The 17,067-nt window shown below is 72.0% G+C and carries 16 protein-coding genes; 6 read left to right on the top strand and 10 right to left on the bottom strand.

The window, feature by feature from the left end:
- Nucleotides 1-8 precede the first annotated feature (8 nt).
- The 4 genes from ACX27O_RS03330 to ACX27O_RS03315 all read right to left on the bottom strand — a co-directional run bounded on the left by ACX27O_RS03330 (nucleotide 9) and on the right by ACX27O_RS03315 (nucleotide 4,026).
- Nucleotides 9-518, bottom strand: a complete 510-nt coding sequence (locus tag ACX27O_RS03330; RefSeq protein WP_458938919.1) for a hypothetical protein — start codon at nucleotides 516-518, stop codon at nucleotides 9-11.
- Between the two features lie 105 nt (nucleotides 519-623).
- Entirely contained in the window at nucleotides 624-1,907 is a 1,284-nt protein-coding gene (locus ACX27O_RS03325; RefSeq protein ID WP_030329636.1) for an MFS transporter, read from the bottom strand.
- A 71-nt stretch (nucleotides 1,908-1,978) separates the two neighbouring features.
- Nucleotides 1,979-2,428, bottom strand: a complete 450-nt coding sequence (locus tag ACX27O_RS03320; protein WP_030329638.1) for a MarR family winged helix-turn-helix transcriptional regulator — start codon at nucleotides 2,426-2,428, stop codon at nucleotides 1,979-1,981.
- 119 nt (nucleotides 2,429-2,547) lie between these two features.
- On the bottom strand, nucleotides 2,548-4,026 hold the full coding sequence (locus ACX27O_RS03315) for an NCS2 family permease (RefSeq protein WP_030329640.1): 1,479 nt from the start codon (nucleotides 4,024-4,026) through the stop codon (nucleotides 2,548-2,550).
- 88 nt (nucleotides 4,027-4,114) lie between these two features.
- Here ACX27O_RS03315 and ACX27O_RS03310 point away from each other — a divergent pair, with 88 nt between their 5' ends.
- Nucleotides 4,115-4,360, top strand: coding sequence for a DUF2530 domain-containing protein (locus ACX27O_RS03310; protein WP_458938918.1), 246 nt, complete (start codon nucleotides 4,115-4,117; stop codon nucleotides 4,358-4,360).
- Nucleotides 4,361-4,396: 36 nt separating this feature from the next.
- Here the strand turns inward: ACX27O_RS03310 and ACX27O_RS03305 are convergent, their stop codons facing one another.
- Nucleotides 4,397-5,236: a DUF3027 domain-containing protein gene (locus ACX27O_RS03305; RefSeq protein WP_247676396.1), complete on the bottom strand. Its 840-nt coding sequence runs from the start codon at nucleotides 5,234-5,236 to the stop codon at nucleotides 4,397-4,399.
- An 88-nt stretch (nucleotides 5,237-5,324) separates the two neighbouring features.
- Here ACX27O_RS03305 and ACX27O_RS03300 point away from each other — a divergent pair, with 88 nt between their 5' ends.
- Together ACX27O_RS03300 and ACX27O_RS03295 are read left to right on the top strand one after the other, a co-directional pair.
- Nucleotides 5,325-6,926: an MFS transporter gene (locus ACX27O_RS03300; RefSeq protein ID WP_030329646.1), complete on the top strand. Its 1,602-nt coding sequence runs from the start codon at nucleotides 5,325-5,327 to the stop codon at nucleotides 6,924-6,926.
- Nucleotides 6,923-7,573: a futalosine hydrolase gene (locus tag ACX27O_RS03295; RefSeq protein WP_458938917.1), complete on the top strand. Its 651-nt coding sequence runs from the start codon at nucleotides 6,923-6,925 to the stop codon at nucleotides 7,571-7,573. Before ACX27O_RS03300 ends, ACX27O_RS03295 begins: the two co-directional genes overlap by 4 nt.
- 12 nt (nucleotides 7,574-7,585) lie before the next feature.
- On the opposite strand, the gene ACX27O_RS03290 is transcribed toward ACX27O_RS03295, so the two are convergent.
- Entirely contained in the window at nucleotides 7,586-8,527 is a 942-nt protein-coding gene (locus tag ACX27O_RS03290) for a helix-turn-helix domain-containing protein (protein ID WP_358124296.1), read from the bottom strand.
- 820 nt (nucleotides 8,528-9,347) lie between these two features.
- Here ACX27O_RS03290 and ACX27O_RS03285 point away from each other — a divergent pair.
- A complete protein-coding gene (locus ACX27O_RS03285) occupies nucleotides 9,348-10,196 on the top strand; it encodes a 1,4-dihydroxy-6-naphthoate synthase (protein ID WP_458938916.1) in 849 nt (282 codons plus the stop codon).
- Here ACX27O_RS03285 and ACX27O_RS03280 read toward each other — a convergent pair.
- Nucleotides 10,157-10,543: a cold-shock protein gene (locus ACX27O_RS03280; RefSeq protein WP_030329652.1), complete on the bottom strand. Its 387-nt coding sequence runs from the start codon at nucleotides 10,541-10,543 to the stop codon at nucleotides 10,157-10,159. The genes ACX27O_RS03285 and ACX27O_RS03280 overlap by 40 nt on opposite strands.
- Before the next feature lie 27 nt (nucleotides 10,544-10,570).
- Nucleotides 10,571-11,194: an HAD family hydrolase gene (locus tag ACX27O_RS03275; protein WP_030329654.1), complete on the bottom strand. Its 624-nt coding sequence runs from the start codon at nucleotides 11,192-11,194 to the stop codon at nucleotides 10,571-10,573.
- An 83-nt stretch (nucleotides 11,195-11,277) separates the two neighbouring features.
- On the opposite strand from ACX27O_RS03275, the gene ACX27O_RS03270 reads away from it, so the two are divergent.
- Nucleotides 11,278-13,761 carry a helicase-associated domain-containing protein gene (locus tag ACX27O_RS03270; protein WP_357639760.1) on the top strand — a complete coding sequence of 828 codons (2,484 nt, stop codon included), beginning with the start codon at nucleotides 11,278-11,280 and terminating at the stop codon, nucleotides 13,759-13,761.
- 31 nt (nucleotides 13,762-13,792) lie between these two features.
- Here the strand turns inward: ACX27O_RS03270 and ACX27O_RS03265 are convergent, their stop codons facing one another.
- A complete protein-coding gene (locus tag ACX27O_RS03265; protein ID WP_030329658.1) occupies nucleotides 13,793-14,029 on the bottom strand; it encodes a hypothetical protein in 237 nt (78 codons plus the stop codon).
- 97 nt (nucleotides 14,030-14,126) lie between these two features.
- Nucleotides 14,127-15,005 (bottom strand): L,D-transpeptidase family protein, encoded by an 879-nt coding sequence (locus ACX27O_RS03260; protein WP_030329660.1) that lies wholly within the window; start codon nucleotides 15,003-15,005, stop codon nucleotides 14,127-14,129.
- A 172-nt stretch (nucleotides 15,006-15,177) separates the two neighbouring features.
- Here ACX27O_RS03260 and ACX27O_RS03255 point away from each other — a divergent pair, with 172 nt between their 5' ends.
- Nucleotides 15,178-16,857: a DNA repair helicase XPB gene (locus tag ACX27O_RS03255; protein WP_030329662.1), complete on the top strand. Its 1,680-nt coding sequence runs from the start codon at nucleotides 15,178-15,180 to the stop codon at nucleotides 16,855-16,857.
- Nucleotides 16,858-17,067: the final 210 nt, after the last annotated feature.

Below are 17,067 nucleotides of genomic sequence, written 5' to 3'. Positions count from 1 at the left end.
CGCGTCTCTCAGTGGTGCCGTTGCCGGTGCCCGGCCCGGGCCGCCGGCAGGGTCAGCCCGGCGGCGTGCAGCACGCCCTCGACCCGGACCCGCTCGATCTCCTGGTCGACGCCCTCCAGCTCGGCGAGGTGTTCGGCGACGCCGAGGGCGCGGCAGGCGCGGCGAAGCCGGTCGTCGTACGCCTGCAGCAGCGCGCTGTGCCAGACCATCGACCGGCCCGCGCCACCGATCCGCTGACCGCCGAGCCGGCGCAGGTCGGCGGCGAGCTGCTCCAGCGGCCGGCGGTCATCGCTGTCGAACGCACTGAGGTCGATGTCCCGGGTCAGCGCGTCGGCCTCGACGGCCCGGTCGAGGCGGGCGATGGTGCGTTTCTCCCGTCGGCGCTCACGCCACTCGGACCAGCCGCAGACCACCCGGTCGACGATCTCGTCGTAACAGAAGAGCAGGGCGAATGCCGCCGGCAAGGTGGCCACGGCGAGGAACGCCAGGGCCAGCATCAGCGCGCGTCCGACACCCACGTATCGACGCTAAGCCCCGACGTGCCACCCCGCCAGCGATTTGGCCGCATCCGCGCGATCCGCGCAACCGGACGCGGCCCGCCCAGCTCGGGCGCGCGGTAAACCTCAGCAGTCGGTGGAGGTGACGTAGAAGCGGGGCATCGGCAGCACCCGGAAGCGCAGCCGGGCACCGGAGTGGCGCAGCTGCCAGGTGAGGGCGATCAGCGCGGCGGCCAGCGAGATGAGCCCGCCCATCCAGATGCTGGCACCGGCACCGAAGTGCTCAGCGACCCAGCCGATCAGCGGCGCGCCGACCGGGTTGGTCCCCAGGAACACCAGCACCCACAGGGCCATCACCCGACCCCGGAAGGCCGCGTCCACACCCAACTGGACCCGCTGGTTGGCGGCCTGGGCGAAGAAGACCATGAAGAAGCCGGTCGGCACCAGCAGTGCCACGACCAGCCAGTACGTCCCGGCGAAGCCGACCAGGGTGCCGAAGCTGGCGCAGGCGACCGCCGCACCCAGCACCAGCCAGACCGACGGGCGGCTGCGCCGGCCGGTGCCGCTGAGCGCGCCACCGAGCGCGCCGACGGCCAGGGCGGTGCTGAACAGGCCGAAGGACGCGGCCCCGGTGTGGAATACCGTCTTGGCCAGCGCGGCCAGGGTGAGCTGGAAGTTGAACAGCGACATGCCGATCACCGACATGACCGCCATCGGCAGCAGCAGGTCGGGCCGGCGCCAGACGTACCGCAGCCCGTCGATCACCTTCGCGGACGCCCGCTCGTCGCGCGGCAGCAGGGCGTCGCGGTGCAGTTCGGCGGTCCGCATCCGGACCACGTTGACCAGCGGCGCGACCGAGCTGAGGGCGGTGAAGAGGAAAACCGGGCCCACGTCGAACGCGGCGATGGCCAGGCCGGCGACGGCCGGGCCGACGATCCGGGCCGAGTTGAACACGGCGGCGTTGAGTGACAGCGCGTTGGGCAGCAGGGGCGTGCCGACCAGTTCGGAGACGAACGCCTGGCGGACCGGGGTCTCCACGGCGTTGGCGGTGCCGAGCAGCGCGGCGAACGCGAAGACGTGCCAGAGCTGCACCAGGTCGGTGAGGACCAGCACTGACATGCCGAGGGCCAGCACGGTCCAGAAGGCGTTCGCGGCGAAGAGCAAGACCCGCTTGTCGTACCGGTCGGCGAGCCGGCCGGAGAAGAGCGTGAGCAGCAGCACCGGGGTGAACTGACACGCGGTGACCACGCCGAGCGCGGTCGCCGAGTTGTCGGACAGATCGAGGACGAGCCAGTCCTGGGCGATGAACATCATCCAGACGCCGATCAGCTTGATCAGCTGCCCGGATGCGAAGAGGCGGTAGTTGCGGACCTGTAGGGACTGGAACATCGTGCTCAGCTTCGCCTGCACTCTTGGTGCGCCTCCTCGGACGTACGCGTCATCGACAGGTGACGGCACGGACCCGGTGGCGCGGGTGCGGCTCAGGCGCGAGCGAGCTGCTGAAGAATCTCGGCGGCCCTCTGCAGGGTCTCCCGTTCGTCCTCGTCGAGTGCGGCCAGCCGGTGGGCCAACCACTCGTCGCGGGCCCGCTCGAACTGGTCGAGCACGGCCTGCGCTCCTTCGGTCGCCGCGAGAATGACCTGCCGTCCGTCGGTCGGATGGGGTGTCCGCTGCACGAGGCCGCGGTCCTCCAACTTCCCGACGATCTTGGTCATCGTCGGCGGCTGCACCCGCTCCACGTCGGCCAGCTCCCGGGGTGTCATCGCGCCCGCCAGCCGCAGGCTGGTGAGCGCGGAGACCTGGGTGACCGTGAGGTCGCCGACCGGCCGGGCCTGTCGGACCCGCCGGTTGAGTCGGGTGATCGCATCACGCAGCTGGGGAGCCAGCTGCGCCGGTGGCACGCGTTTCGCCGTCACCGTCCGCTCCGTCACAGTAGTTAGCTTAACTAATGAGCATGGCTAACGACATCCGTTATGACCAGGCTCACGAGGGGATTCAGATGGTACGGGCGGGGAACCCTGATCGACTCCCCGCCCGGACGCAGCTCGGCTCAGAGCACCAGGGACTCGATCGGCCCCCGCAGGAAGTACAGCACGAAGAGCGCGGCCACCCCGTACAGCAACGGGTGGATCTCCCGGGCCTTACCCCGCGCCAACTTGACCACGACGAAGGTGATCAGACCAGCGCCGATCCCGTTGGAGATCGAGTAGGTGAACGGCATCAGCACGATGGTGAGGAACGCCGGAATGGCGATCTCGTAGTCGGACCAGTCGATCGTCCGCACCGCGGTCATCATCAGGAAACCGACCACCACCAGGGCCGTCGACGCCGCCTCGAACGGCACGATCACGACCAGCGGCGCCAGGAACATCGCGAGCAGGAAGAGCGCGCCGGTGACCAGGTTGGCCACGCCGGTCCGCGCACCCTCCGCGACACCGGCGGCACTCTCGATGTACGACGTGTTGCTGGAGGTGCTGGCCGCACCGCCGGCCGCCGCGGCGATCGAGTCGACAAGCAGGATCTCCTTGGCCTTCGGCGGAGTGCCCTGCTCGTCGAGCAGACCACCCTCCTGGCCAACCGCGACCATGGTGCCCATGGTGTCGAAGAAGTCCGTGATCAACAGCGTGAAGATGAACATCAGCACGACCAGCCAACCGGCCTTGCCCCACGAGTCCAGCACGTTGAACTTGCCGAGCAGCGACAGGTCCGGCAGGTCGACCACCGTCTTCGGCAGCTCCGGCACGTTCAACGACCAGCCCTTCGGATTGGGCTGACCGTTGACGAACGACGGGCCGATGTTGCCGATCGCCTCCACGATCACCGCGAGCACCGTCGAGGCGAGGATGCCGATCAGGATCGCGCCCTTCACCCGCCGGACCACCAGCACCAGCGTGATCAGCAGACCGACCACGAAGACCAGCATCGGCCAGCTCACCAGCTTGCCGCCGATGCCCAGGCCGACCGGGACGGTGGTGTTGGCGGCGTCCGGGATGCGCCGGACGAAGCCGGCGTCCACCAGACCGATGATGGTCAGGAACAGGCCGATGCCGACCCCGATCGCGGTCTTCATCTGGGTCGGGACCGAGCGGAAGACAGCGGTCCGCAGACCGGTCAGCACCAGCACCGCGATGATCACACCCTCGATCACCACCAGGCCCATCGCGTCGGCCCAGGTCATCTCGGGGGCGATCTCGTACGCCACCAGGGCGTTGACGCCCAGACCGGCGGCGAGCGCCAGCGGGAACCGGCCGACCACACCCATCAGGATGGTCATCAGGCCGGCGACCAGCGCGGTCGCGGCTGCCAGTGCGGGGATCGGGAGGCTCTTGCCGTCACCGTCGACGGCGCCGCCCAGGATCAGCGGGTTGAGCACCACGATGTACGCCATCGTGAAGAAGGTCGCCAGGCCACCGCGTACCTCACGGCTCAGCGTCGAGCCACGGGCGGAGATCTCGAAAAACCGGTCGAAACCGTTACGCGGATGAGCAGGGTTGGGAGGTGTGCCGTTCTCGGGCGGCGCTACGGCCATCAGGTCCTCGCAGGTGATCTTCCGATTGTCGCGCGCATCGTCCCAGATCGTCGGTGGGCAGCGGAAGTACATCCCGTACGCTTGCCGGGTGTCGAACGAGCAGCCACCGCGACCCGCACCACTGGACCCGCCGATGGTGCCGTTCGCGCTCGCCGGGTTGATCGCGTGGGCGGTGGCCGGGCTGGTCCTGCTGATCTTCTTCCGGGGCTGGCTCACCGACAACGGTCACCAGAACTGGCTCTGGACCTGCCTCGCCGGCTTCCTCTGGGGTTTCCCGGGCCTCGCCGTGATGATGCGCCACGACGCCAACCGACGCCGCCGCCGCGCGAGGTGAGCGGGGCACCGCGCCGGAGCACTCCGGCGCGGTCGATCAGGAGTGCCCGTACGGCTCCGCCGGCTCGGCCGCCTCGACCGAGCCCGGGGCCCGGCTGACCGACATGGCCTCCACCGCGCTGTCGTCGTACACCGTGGGCAGCTCGTCGACAGCGGTCTCCGCCGCCTCGATCAACGTCTCGGAGTGGGCGCCGCAACCGTGATCGGCGCTCACCACCCGGCCGTCGTCGGGTGCGTAGAAGTTGCCGCACGCCCCGAAGGCCTGCCGCATCGCACCGGCCAACGGCAGGTAGAAACCGCAGGTGCCGCAGCGGGCGGCGGACGGGGCGGCGGTCGAGATGGCCGCGGCGGGGCCGTGGTCACCGTCGTACCAGCGCTGCGCCGTGTCGATGCGGCCCTCCCGGGAGAGCACGCGGGCGCGTCCGAGGCCCAACTCCCACGCCGTCTCCTCGACCGCCGGGTCGTCGGAGAGCAGGTAACCGGGGACCAGTCGGTCGTCGTCGGGTGAGGTCGGAAGCAGATCACCCGGGCCCAGGTCGCCCGGCTTGAGCCGCTCCTGCCAGGGCAGCCAGCCGGGCGCGAGCAGCGCGTCCGGGCCGGGCAGCAGGACCGTCTCGCAGATGGTCACCGTCTTGCTGCGCGGCACCCGGGTGACGGTGACCGCCCAGCGCCAACCGCGGTAACCGGCGAGGCGGCATTCGAAGTAGTGGGTGACCAGCCGGTCGCCCTCGGCCAGAACCTGCAGGTGATCGCCGACGTCGTCGGCGTCCACCTCGGTGATGCCAGCGCGAGCCACCTCGACGGCGGCGGCGCAGACCTGGTCGAGGCGGGCGGCACGGGTGGAGGCGGGCCTGGTCACCTCACCATTGTTCCCCATGCGCCTCGCAGGGGTGACAGGGACTCCCGGGGAACCTTTCCCAGCGGTGGTGCGGCGTACCCGGATCAGATGGGCGAGGATGGTGCACATGCCGTCGTACTCCCGCTCCGGGCGTTCCGTCCTCGGGCGGACCGTCGGCACCGGCATTCGCGCCGTCCGTCTGCTGCTGCGCGGTTCGGTGGGCAGCGGCCGCTGGGTGACCCGCCGGGCCGGCCGGGCCCGCGCCCGGGGCGCCGGCGGCGAGGTCGGCATGGTTCGCCTGTTCGACCTGCACGCGCTCTCCTGCGCTGGTGACACCCTGATCGCCATCGGCCTGGCCGGCACGATCTTCTTCAACGTGCCGCTCGGCGAGGCCCGCAGCAAGGTCGCGCTCTACCTGCTGGTGACCATGGTCCCGTTCGCGATGCTCGCCCCGGTGGTGGGCCCGCTGCTGGATCATTTCCGACACGGCCGGCGGTACGCCCTGGCCGCGACGATGCTCGGCCGCGCCTTCCTCGCCTGGTTGATCTCCGACTACATCCACGGGTTCGGGCTCTATCCGGCCGCGTTCGGGGTGCTCGCGCTCTCCCGGGCGTACGGTGTGGCCCGCTCCGCGGCGGTGCCCCGGTTGTTGCCGGAGGGTCTCGGCCTGTCCCAGGTGGGCGCCCGGGCCAGCGTCTACGGCACTGTCGCGGGCGCGCTGGTAGCGCCGATCGGGTTGGCCGCGTTCTGGTTCGGCCCGCAGTGGCCGCTACGGGTCGCGTCGGTGATCTTCCTGGTCGGCATGGTGATCTCGCTGCGGCTGCCACCGAAGGCCGACTCGGAGCCACCCGAGCGGGTCCCCCGGCCCCTGCGCGCGCTGGGCCGCCGCCGTGGTGACCGGCCACTGGGCCGGGGCCGACCGTCCGGTCGGCTGGTGATCGCCACCCTGATCGGCGCCGCGATGCTCCGCGCGCTCTACGGCTTCCTGCTGCTCTTCCTCGCCTTCGCGATCAAGAAGGGCGACCTGACCACAGTGGTGTTCGGCCGGGACCTGGGTGCCGAGTGGGCGCTGGGCGTCGTCGGCGGCGCGCTCGCGGTCGGCACCTTCCTGGCCACCGCCATCGGCACCCGGCTGCGCATTCACCGCCCGACCGCCATCCAGTCGAGCAGCATGATCATCGTGGCCGGCGTCGCGGTGCTCGCCGTGATCCAGTTCTCGCTGGTGATGGTCGCCCTGCTCTGCCTGGTCGCCGCTCTGGTCAGCGGGGTGGCGAAGCTGGCCGTGGACGCCTCGATCCAGGAGCGCATCCCGGAACGGTTGCGGGCCAGTTCCTTCGCCCACTCCGAGACGGTGCTGATGCTCGCCTTCGTCGCCGGCGGCGGGCTCGGGCTGGTGCCGTTCGACGGTCGGATGGGCATCGCCGTCGCCGCCGGGGTCGGCGTACTGGCCGCGATCCGGGGGGTGCTGGCCGCCGCCCGGCTGCGCGGCGAGAAGCTGGCCGGCCGGCCGCTCGGCGACGACGAGCTGACCGAGGACGAGCCGGCGGACGAGCCCGGGGATTCGGCACCGACCTCACCGGCACCGGCCCAGACCAGCTCCCCGCAGTACGACGACCCGAGCCTCGCCCCGCCGGGCTACCACATCTACCGCCCGTCGTCGGCGGTCGGCGGCCCGGGTGGCGGGGCCGACGACGAGACCCGCCGGGAGTCCCCCGGCTCACTCTCGTGACCGGTCTGCTGGTGGTGACGGCGGTTCCCGCCGAGGCGGACGCGGTCCGCGCCGGGCTGACCGACAGCACCGTGACCGTCACCCCGATCGGTGTGGGCCCGGCCATCGCCGGTGCCGCCACCGCCCGGCTGTTGGCACTCGCCGAGGCCGCCGGCCGGCCGTACCGCGCGGTGGTCAGCGCCGGTGTGGCCGGCGGCTTCACCGGGCGGGCCGAGGTCGGCGACACGGTGCTCGGCACCGCCAGCATCGCCGCCGACCTGGGTGCCGAGTCGCCCGACGGCTTCATCCCCGTCGACGAGCTGGGCATGCCGCCCGCGCTGCTCGGCGCCGGCAGCAGGGTGCCGGCGGACCCGGGTCTGCTGGCCACGCTGCGGGCCGCTCTTCCGACGGCAACGACCGGGCCGGTGCTGACGGTCAGCACCGTCACCGGCACCAGCGCCGGCACCGACGAGCTGCGCCGGCGGCATCCGGAAGCGGTGGCCGAGGCCATGGAGGGGTACGGCGTGGCGGTCGCCGCCGCGCAGGCCGGGCTGCCCTTCGCCGAACTGCGCACCATCTCCAACCCGATCGGCCCGCGCGACCGGGACGCCTGGCGGCTGCGCGAAGCCCTCGCCGCCCTGACCGCAGCGGCCCCGGCACTGCGCTGACCAGGCCCGCGTTCAGGAAAACCAGCGCTTGCCGGGTTGGCTGAGGCGCAGTGCCGCCGGACGGCGTGCCTCGATCTCGAAGCCGCACGCCAGCAGCAGCTCGGTGCCGAACCCCTCGGCGATGGCGGCCGCGTCGTCGATGCCCGCCTCGCGCATGTCAGCCACCAGCGCGGTGACCAGCCGACGTCCGAGCCCCAACCGCCGATAACGGGGATCAACCAGCACGCCGTCGAGCACCATCTCCCGCTCTGGCATGCCCGGATGCCACTCCCCGAACTCCAGGAACGGGCTGCGCTCGTGGGCCCGCAGTTCACCAACCAGCGCCCCGTCGGGAAGCTCGGCGAGGTACCGCCAGGAGGTGGCCGGCAGGTCGCCACCGATCACCCGACGCACCCGCGCAGTCCGTCGGACCTCGGCACCCCACCGTCGGTTGTCGCGGTAACGCCGGTTGCGCTCGTAGGCGGCCGGTGGCAGCGGAAGTGGATACCGCTGGGGCGGCAACCTGTACCACTCCGCCCACCAGGCGCCGGGCCAGTCCCGAGGCTCGTGGACCGGCCACACGTCCAGGTGAGCCGGGTAACGGCGGCCTGCCTCGTCCCGCATGTCGTCGTGCGGCACCGGCGTGGGTTCGGTGATGCCGGAGATCGCGGTCGAGGTGCCGATGACCAACTGCCCACCCGCTGCCCGGACGAGACGCTCCACTGTCCGGAATCGGGGATCGGCCGACCGCCCCGACTCGATCCGGGCCAGCGTCGGCTGCGGCACCCCGGACCTCTCGGCCAACTGCCGCTGACTCAGATCGGCCCGCCGACGCAGAGCGCGCAGCGCCAGGCCAAGCTCGACGCCATTGCCCTCGCTGGCGCCATTGCCCCCGTCGGTGCCGTCGCCCCCGTCGGCGTGGTCGCCCTCGTCGGCGCCGCTGCCCCCGTCGGTGTGGTCGCTCGCCTCGGTCACGGACCGATGCTCCCCGCTGGTCAGCCCACTATCAACACCCTCATCGGGACTGTGGATAAACCTGTGGACAACCCCTCCGGTCGGTGGACGACCTACTCCGCAGACCTCCTTTGGAGCTGAATCGTCTGCGACATCATCACGACCCGCGCCACCACGACCCGCGCCACCACGGCCTCCATCACCACGGTCTGCACCACCACGACCTACGCCACCACGGCCCGCACCACCACGACCTACATCACCACGACCTACATCACCACGGCCTGCGCCACCACGACCCGCGCCACCACGACCTACATCACCACGGCCTGCGCCACCACGACCCGCGCCACCACGACCTCCATCACCACGGCCTGCGCCACCACGACCCGCGCCACCACGACCTCCATCACCACGGCCTGCGCCACCACGGCCTACATCACGACGACGGCGGACCGCTGCGGCCCACACCACGACCCCGCACACCGCTGTGGTCGCACCACGACTTCGGCTCACTCCGGAACACGTCGGCCGCACCAGGACTCCGGACCCTGCGGCCCTGGGGCCAGCGCGATTCGTTTGCGACATCAGCTCCAAAGGGAGTCCGTGGGAGGTGACGGACCCCGCGCCCCGGGCGGATCACCGCCCACGCTGCTGCCGGCGGCCGGCCACACTCCCGGTGCCGCCGGCCGTTCGTCGCGGACCTCCCGTCACGGACCCCCGGTCACGGACCTCCGTCGCGGACCTCCCGTCGACGATCTCCGCCGCCGATCTCCGTCGCGGATCACACTGGGCGGGGTGGGCGCGGGCGACGAGGCGGGGGCGGGGCTAGCGTGGGGGTGTGGCGCTCTCCCTGGCGATCTCGCCCTGCCCCAACGACACGTTCGTCTTCCACGCGCTGGTGCACGGGCTGGTGCCCGACGCGCCGCCGGTCGAGGTGACGTACGCCGACGTCGACATCACCAACACGGCGGCCGAGCGGGGCGCGTTCGACCTGGTGAAGGTGAGCTTCGCGGCGCTGCCCTGGCTGCTCGAGGACTACCACCTGCTGCCCTGCGGCGGCGCGCTCGGTCGCGGGTGCGGCCCGCTGGTGCTCACCCGGGGAGATCGTGACGGCGGGCCGGACCGCACCGACCTGACCGGCGCGACGGTGGCGGTGCCGGGCGACCGGACCACCGCGTACCTGCTGTTCCGGCTCTGGTCGGCCGGGCGACCGCCGGCCCGGATCGAGGTGGTTCCGTTCCACGAGATCATGCCGGGCGTGGCGGCGGGTCGCTACGACGCTGGGCTGGTCATCCACGAGGCCCGGTTCACCTACCACCGGCACGGCCTGAGCGCCCTGGTCGACCTCGGCGAATGGTGGGAAACCGACACCGGCCTGCCCATCCCGCTCGGCGCGATCCTGGCCAAGCGTGGCGCGGTCGATCCGGAGGCCGCGGCCGGTTGGATCCGCGAGTCGGTCCGGCAGGCCTGGGCGGACCCGGCGGCCAGCCGGGAGTACGTGCTGGCGCACGCCCAGGAGATGGAGCTCGACGTGGTGGACCGGCACATCGGCCTCTACGTCAACGAGTTCACCGCGGACCTGGGCGAAGCCGGTTTCGCCGCGGTGGCGGCACTGCTCGACCGGGCCGCCACCGCCGGCCTGGTGCCTCAGACCTCCAGCTCGCGGGCCACCGCGTGGACCAGCTGAGCGATCTTCTGCGCGGCTTTCCTGTCCGGGTACCGCCCCCGGCGCAGGTCCGGCTGAACCTTCGCCTCCAGCACCTTGATCATGTCTTCGACCAGGCCGTGCAGTTCCTCGGCCGGTCGACGGCGCAGCTCCGCCATCGACGGCGGCGCGTCCAGCAGCTTGACTCCCATGGCCTGCGCGCCCCGGCGGCTGTCCACCACGCTGAAGTCGACCCGTTGGCCACCCTTGAGGTCGGTGACACCCGCCGGCAGCGCCCCCTTGGGCAGGAACACGTCGCCGCCCTCGTCACTGGTGACGAAGCCGTATCCCTTGGCCGTGTCGTACCACTTCACTCGACCCGTAGGCACCTGAAAACCCCTGCTTCACTTGAGCCGCTACTGCTCCAAGGCTAGCTGGATCATCCCGTCGAGCGCCGCTGGGAATTCGGTGAGCTCGTCCAGCACCACTTCCGCCCCCGCCGCGCGCAGCTCAGCCCGGGAGCACGGGCCGGTCGCGACACCGATGCCGGGCACCCCGGCAGCTGCCGCCGCCGCCATGTCCGCCACGTGGTCACCGACGTAGTGGGTGGCGCCGTGCTCCCGCAGGGCGGTCGCCTTCTGCTCGGCGAACAGGTCGCCGGCCAACTCGTCGACAGTGAGGCCGAGATGGTCCAGGTGCAACCGGGCCAACCGGCCGATCTTGGAGGTGACCACCAGCACCCGGCCACCCCGGTCCCGGATCGCGTCGATGGCCTCCCGGGCACCGGGCAGCAGGAGCGTCGGCGTGATCGCGTACGCCGGGTACAGCTCGCGGTACACCCGTACGGCCGACTCGACCTGCTCCGGCGGGAACCAGTGCGCGATCTCGGTACGCAGCGGCGGCCCCAGCCGGGACACCGCCAGCTCGGCGTCGACCGGCACACCGGTCCTCGCGGTCAGCGCCCGGTACGCCGCGGCGATGCCGGGGCGGGAGTCCACCAGGGTCATGTCGAGGTCGAATCCGACGGTCAGTGCGGGCATGTCGAGAAACGTACCGGCTACTCCCGGTCGGCCGGACGTCCGAGGGGCGCGGAAGCCCGATGCCGGGCTAGCGTGGAAAGACGATGACCACCTCACTCGCCGACCACCTGCGGTCGCTGCCCGACGAGTCACTGGCCGCGCTCCTCCAGCTGCGGCCCGACCTCGTCGTGCCCGTGCCGGCCGATGTCTCCGCCCTGGCCATCCGGGCCCAGTCCCGGGTCTCCGTGGCCCGCGCGCTGGACGGGCTGGACCAGTTCACCCTCCAGATCCTCGACGCCGCCCGCCTCACCCGGAACCCGGACGACGCCACCACGGCCACCGACACCGTGCTCGCGATGGCGACCGGCGGGCCGCAGCCGCCGGCTCCGACGGCCGTCCGGGCCGCCGTGGGCCGACTGCGTGCGCTCTTCCTGCTGTACGGCCCGGAGCACGCGCTCCAGGTGGTGCCCGCCGTCGACGAGGTGTCCCCGTACCCCGCCGGGCTCGGCCGGCCGGCCGCGGAGCTGGACCCGCGCACGGCAGCGCTCTGCGCGGACCCGGCGAAACTCCGACGGACGGTGCTCGCCGCCCCACCCTCGGCCCGGGCGATCCTGGACCGGTTGGCGGCCGGCCCACCGGTCGGCAGCGTTCCGCCGGGAGCGTTGCAGGCGCCGCCGCTCGGTACGGAGGACCCGGTCCTCTCCGACCCCACCAACGGGGGTGCCCCGACCGGCTCCCCGGTGCGGTGGCTCGTCGACAACCGGCTGCTGGTCCCCGTGACGACCGGCTCGTCCACGGCCAGCGGAACTGTGGAGCTGCCCCGCGAGGTCGGCCTGCTGCTGCGCCGCGACACCGGCCCGCTCGGGCCCCTGCGCACCAGCCCACCGCCGGTGGCCGCCGCACCGCGGGAGCCGAAGGCTGTCGACTCGGCCGGGGCCGGGCAGACCATGGAGGTGGTCCGGAACACCGAAGGGCTGCTGGAGCAACTCGCCGACGAGCCCGCGCCGGTGCTGCGTTCGGGTGGCATCGGTGTGCGGGACCTGCGCCGGTTGGCGCGCACCGCCGGGCTGGACGAACCGACCACCGCGCTGCTGCTGGAGGTCGCGTACGCGGCGGGGCTCGCCGGTGAGCTGGAGATACCCGGGTCGGCCACCGGCCGGTACGGGGCGGACCAGCAGGTGCTGCCCACCGGCGGGTACGAGGTGTGGCGAGCCGCCTCACTGGCCCAACGGTGGGAGCAGCTCGCCCGAGCGTGGCTGACCATGACCCGGCAGGTGGGGCTGGTCGGCCGCCGGGACGACCGGGACCGCCCGATCGCCGCGCTCTCCGCCGAGGCCGAACGGGCCGGCGTGCCGGCCACTCGACGGGCGGTGCTGGGCGTACTCGCCGATCTGGAACCGGCCACCGCACCCACCCCGCAGGAGGTGCAGGACCTGCTGGACTGGCGGGCCCCGCGCCGCAGCCGGGGCCGGGACGCCGCCCACCGGGAGGTGCTGGCCGAGGCCGCGCAGCTGGGCGTGACGGGGTTGGGGGCGCTCACCACGTACGGTCGGCTGCTGCTGGGTGACCTGACGTCGACCGACGAGCGGACCGACGACCCGCTGGGCGTGCACGCGGACATCGAGAGCGGTGACCCGTCCAGTGCCGCCCGGGCGCTGGACGCGCTGCTGCCCGCACCGGTCGACCACTTCCTGGTGCAGGCCGACCTGACCGTGGTGGTGCCCGGCCCACCCGAGCCGGCGCTCGCCGCCGAACTGGAGGCGATGACCGAGCTGGAGTCTGCCGGTGGGGCCAGCGTGCACCGGGTCACCACGGCGAGCGTGCGACGGGCACTGGATTCCGGCTACACCGCCGACGACCTGCACGACGTGTTCCGGCGCCGGTCACGTACCCCGGTGCCGCAGGGGCTCACCTACCTGATCGACGACGTGGCCCGTAAGCACGGCGGGCTGCGGGTCGGCCTGGCCGGGGCGTACCTGCGCAGCGACGACGAGACGCTGATCAGCGAGGTGCTGGCCGACCGGCGACTGGAGTCGTTGGCGTTGCGCCGGCTGGCGCCGACGGTGCTGTGCACGCAGTACCAGGTTGGCCGGTTGCTGGGCGCGCTTCGCGACGCCGGGTACGCGCCGGTGCAGGAGGACGGCACCGGCAGCACCGTGCTGGCCCGGCCGCGCATCCGGCGGGCCCCGCCCCGGGTGTCGGTGACCAGTCGTACGACCGATCCGCTGGCCGCCCCGAAGCTGCCCATGCCCCGGCTGCTCGGCGTGGTGGAGCACATCCGGCGGGGCGACGCGGCGGCGCGGGCGGCCCGACGCGCACCGGCGGTGGTGCGCGGCGGTGCTCCGGGGTTGGGCGGCGGTCCAGTGCCGGCGCACACCCACAGTGAGGCCCTGGCGGTGCTCCAGCAGGCGGTCCGGGACAAGGCGCTGGTCTGGGTCGGTTACGTCGACGCGCACGGGGCGACCGCGTCGCGCCTGCTCAAACCGGTTTCGATCGGTGCCGGCTACCTGCGGGCCGAGGATGAGCGGACCGAGATGCTGCACACGTTCGCGTTGCACCGGATCACCGCGGCGGTGGTGGCGGACTGACCGACGGCGCCGTCGCGCGGGGCGCTGTCGGTCAGCGGCGGCTCCGGCGCACGGTGCCGATCACCGAGATGACCAGCAGCAGCGCGAAGCCGGCGCCGGCGGCCTCCCCGACCGAGTCGATGAAGCCCTGCTGGAGCACCAGCCAGCCGAAGAGGAACCACCCGAGCAGGAGCGTCGCCGCGACGGCGTACGCGATCACGGTCGCTCGGGACACCTCGTCCGGTGCTGCTTGCTCATGCTCCGCGATCACGTCATGGTCGACCGTCATGCCCAGCCTCCCCGCCCGGTCCGGCCCTGGACTCCAAGAGTGACACTCGAGAGTCCGGTCGGACAGGGGGTCACCGCCGCAATTCGCTGCGTGTCGCTCAGGTGCCGGGGCGGCGGCCGATCAGCACCACCCGGGTGCCGACCTTGCCGAGTTCCCACATCCGGACGGCGTCGGCGTGCAGCAGATTGACGCAGCCGTGCGAGCCGATCGACTTCTCGTGCAGGTAGGTGGTGGTCTCGTGGAAGCCCATCCCCTGGGTGAAGTGCTGCCAGTACGGCAGCCACACCTCGTACGGGTCGGACCATTCCTTGGGGTTGCGGTAGTTGACGGTGTAGGTGCCGGCCGGGGTGCGGTAGCCGGACATGCCGGTGCGGGTCACCGTCGGCGCCATGATCACTTTGCCGGCGCGGAGCGCCCAGACGGTCTGTCGGGTCAGGTCCACGCAGAACGTGGTGCCTGTGCCGCCCTTGCAGCGGGCCGGGTCGGTGGTGGCGAGGCGCTGGGCCACGTCGAGGGTGGTCGGCCCGGCGCGACCCTCGACGGGGCGAATGCCGTACCTCTTCTGGAACTTCTTGATCGCCGCGCAGTCGGCGGCGGACTGCCGGCCGTCAACGGTCACCGCCCCGAACCCACCCAACCGGGCCAGGTAGGTCTCCACCGCGCGCTGGTGCTGGCCCTGGGGGCAGCCGGCGACGGTCGGCGTACCGCTGGGGGTCGGCTTGGTCGTGCTCGTGCGGGTCGGCTTCGGCGTGGGTTTCCGGGAGGGTTTCGGGGTGGCTACGGCCGACGTGGACGGGCCGTGCTGGTCCGGCCGGGGCGTGTCGCTCGCCCCCGTTGCCCGTTCTGCCGCACCGGCTGGGGCGGCTCCCCCGCCACCACTCCCACCGGACTGCGGCTCGAACGCGCACGCACCCGCGCCGACCAGCACGACCACCACGAGGGCGAGCAGCCGGGAAGTGGTCCGAAAGTGCTTCATGGAGCCTCCCCTGACAATCGTCCCCTTCTTAGACGTTCGTGAGTGCCATCACGGTTGCGGCGGGTGCGCATCTTTCTTCCGGCGTCCCGCATCGTGCAACACTGGATGGTCGGCCAGCGGCGGGTATGCGACCCGTTCCGGCCGGACGGCCAACCGAGGAGAGGACGCTGGCGTGAGCGGTGGACCACTGATCGTGCAGTCGGACAAGACCCTGCTGCTGGAGATCGACCACCCCGACGCGCAGGCCTGCCGGATGGCGATTGCGCCGTTCGCGGAGCTGGAACGCTCGCCGGAGCACGTGCACACCTACCGACTGACCCCGCTGGGCCTGTGGAACGCCCGCGCGGCAGGGCACGACGCCGAGGGTGTCGTCGACTCGCTGATCAAGTACTCCCGCTATCCGGTGCCGCACGCCCTGCTGGTGGACGTGGCCGAGACGATGGACCGGTACGGCCGGTTGCAGCTCGCCAACGACCCGGCGTACGGGCTGGTGCTGCGCGCACTGGACCGGCTGGTGCTGATCGAGGTGGCCAAGAGCAAGAAGCTCGCCGGGATGCTCGGCGACAAGATCGACGATGACACCATCCGGGTGCATCCGTCCGAGCGGGGCCGACTCAAGCAGGCGCTGCTGAAGCTGGGTTGGCCGGCGGAGGACCTGGCCGGTTACGTCGACGGTGAGGCGCACCCGATCGAGTTGGCCGAGGCCGGCAAGGACGGGCGCAAGCCGTTCACGCTGCGGTCGTACCAGCGGGAAGCCGTCGAGGCGTTCTGGGCCGGCGGGTCGGGGGTGGTGGTGCTGCCGTGCGGCGCCGGCAAGACCCTGGTCGGCGCGGCGGCGATGGCCGAGGCGAAGGCGACGACGCTGATCCTGGTGACCAACACGGTGGCGGGACGGCAGTGGAAGCGGGAGCTGATCGCCCGCACCTCGTTGACCGAGGAGGAGATCGGCGAGTACTCGGGCGAGCGCAAGGAGATCCGCCCGGTCACCATCGCCACGTACCAGGTGCTCACCTCGCGGCGCGGCGGCGCGTTCACCCACCTGGACCTGTTCGGGGCCCGCGACTGGGGCCTGGTCGTCTACGACGAGGTGCACCTGCTGCCCGCGCCGATCTTCCGGTTCACCGCGGACCTCCAGGCCCGCCGCCGGCTGGGCCTGACGGCGACCCTGGTACGTGAGGACGGCCGCGAGGGTGACGTGTTCAGCCTCATCGGCCCGAAGCGGTACGACGCGCCGTGGAAGGACATCGAGTCGCAGGGCTGGATCGCCCCGGCTGAGTGCACCGAGGTACGGGTGACCCTGACCGACGCGGAGCGGATGTCGTACGCGACAGCGGAGGCCGAGGAGCGCTACCGGATGGCGGCGACCGCCCGCACCAAGCTGCCGGTGGTGAAGGCGCTTGTCGACCGGCACCCGGAGGACCAGGTGTTGGTGATCGGCGCGTACATCGACCAGTTGCACCAGCTCGGCGAGTACCTCGACGCGCCGATCATCCAGGGCTCGACCACGAACAAGGAGCGGGAGCGGCTCTTCGACGCGTTCCGCACCGGGGAGATCCGCACGTTGGTGATCTCGAAGGTCGGGAACTTCTCCATCGACCTGCCCGAGGCGGCGGTGGCGATTCAGGTGTCCGGGACGTTCGGGTCACGCCAGGAGGAGGCGCAGCGCCTGGGCCGGGTGCTCCGGCCGAAGGCCGACGGCCGGCAGGCGCACTTCTACACAGTGGTGTCCCGGGACACGATCGACACGGAGTACGCGGCCCACCGGCAACGCTTCCTCGCCGAGCAGGGGTACGCGTACACGATCGTCGACGCCGACGACGTCCTCGGCCCGTCCCTGCCGTCCTTCGACTGATTCGGCGCAGCGCGGCCTTGATCGACTCGGTTTTCAGGAAGTCGCGGTGTCCGGGGCAGGTTGATGCCCCGGTTTCACCGAACCCGAGTCGGTCACCGCGTTGCCTGCGGGGCAGCGCCAGGGGGCAACGTGCCTCTCGCGCTCACTTTGGAGCTGATGCCGTGAACGAATCAGCCGCCCCGGCCCCTGCCGCCCACGCCCCCGCGCCCG

Source organism: Micromonospora sp. SD19, from assembly GCF_054462275.1.
Note: the sequence above shows the minus strand (reverse complement) of the source record. Positions and strands in the feature narration are given on the sequence as shown.

Excerpts from the sequence above, each read along its gene's own strand:
- ACX27O_RS03315 (WP_030329640.1), bottom strand. The coding sequence starts at position 4,026 with ATGGCCGTAGCGCCGCCCGAGAACGGCACACCTCCCAACCCTGCTCAT.
- ACX27O_RS03305 (WP_247676396.1), bottom strand. The coding sequence starts at position 5,236 with ATGGGGAACAATGGTGAGGTGACCAGGCCCGCCTCCACCCGTGCCGCC.
- ACX27O_RS03300 (WP_030329646.1), top strand. The coding sequence starts at position 5,325 with ATGCCGTCGTACTCCCGCTCCGGGCGTTCCGTCCTCGGGCGGACCGTC.
- ACX27O_RS03275 (WP_030329654.1), bottom strand. The coding sequence starts at position 11,194 with ATGCCCGCACTGACCGTCGGATTCGACCTCGACATGACCCTGGTGGAC.
- ACX27O_RS03270 (WP_357639760.1), top strand. The coding sequence starts at position 11,278 with ATGACCACCTCACTCGCCGACCACCTGCGGTCGCTGCCCGACGAGTCA.
- ACX27O_RS03265 (WP_030329658.1), bottom strand. The coding sequence starts at position 14,029 with ATGACGGTCGACCATGACGTGATCGCGGAGCATGAGCAAGCAGCACCG.
- ACX27O_RS03260 (WP_030329660.1), bottom strand. The coding sequence starts at position 15,005 with ATGAAGCACTTTCGGACCACTTCCCGGCTGCTCGCCCTCGTGGTGGTC.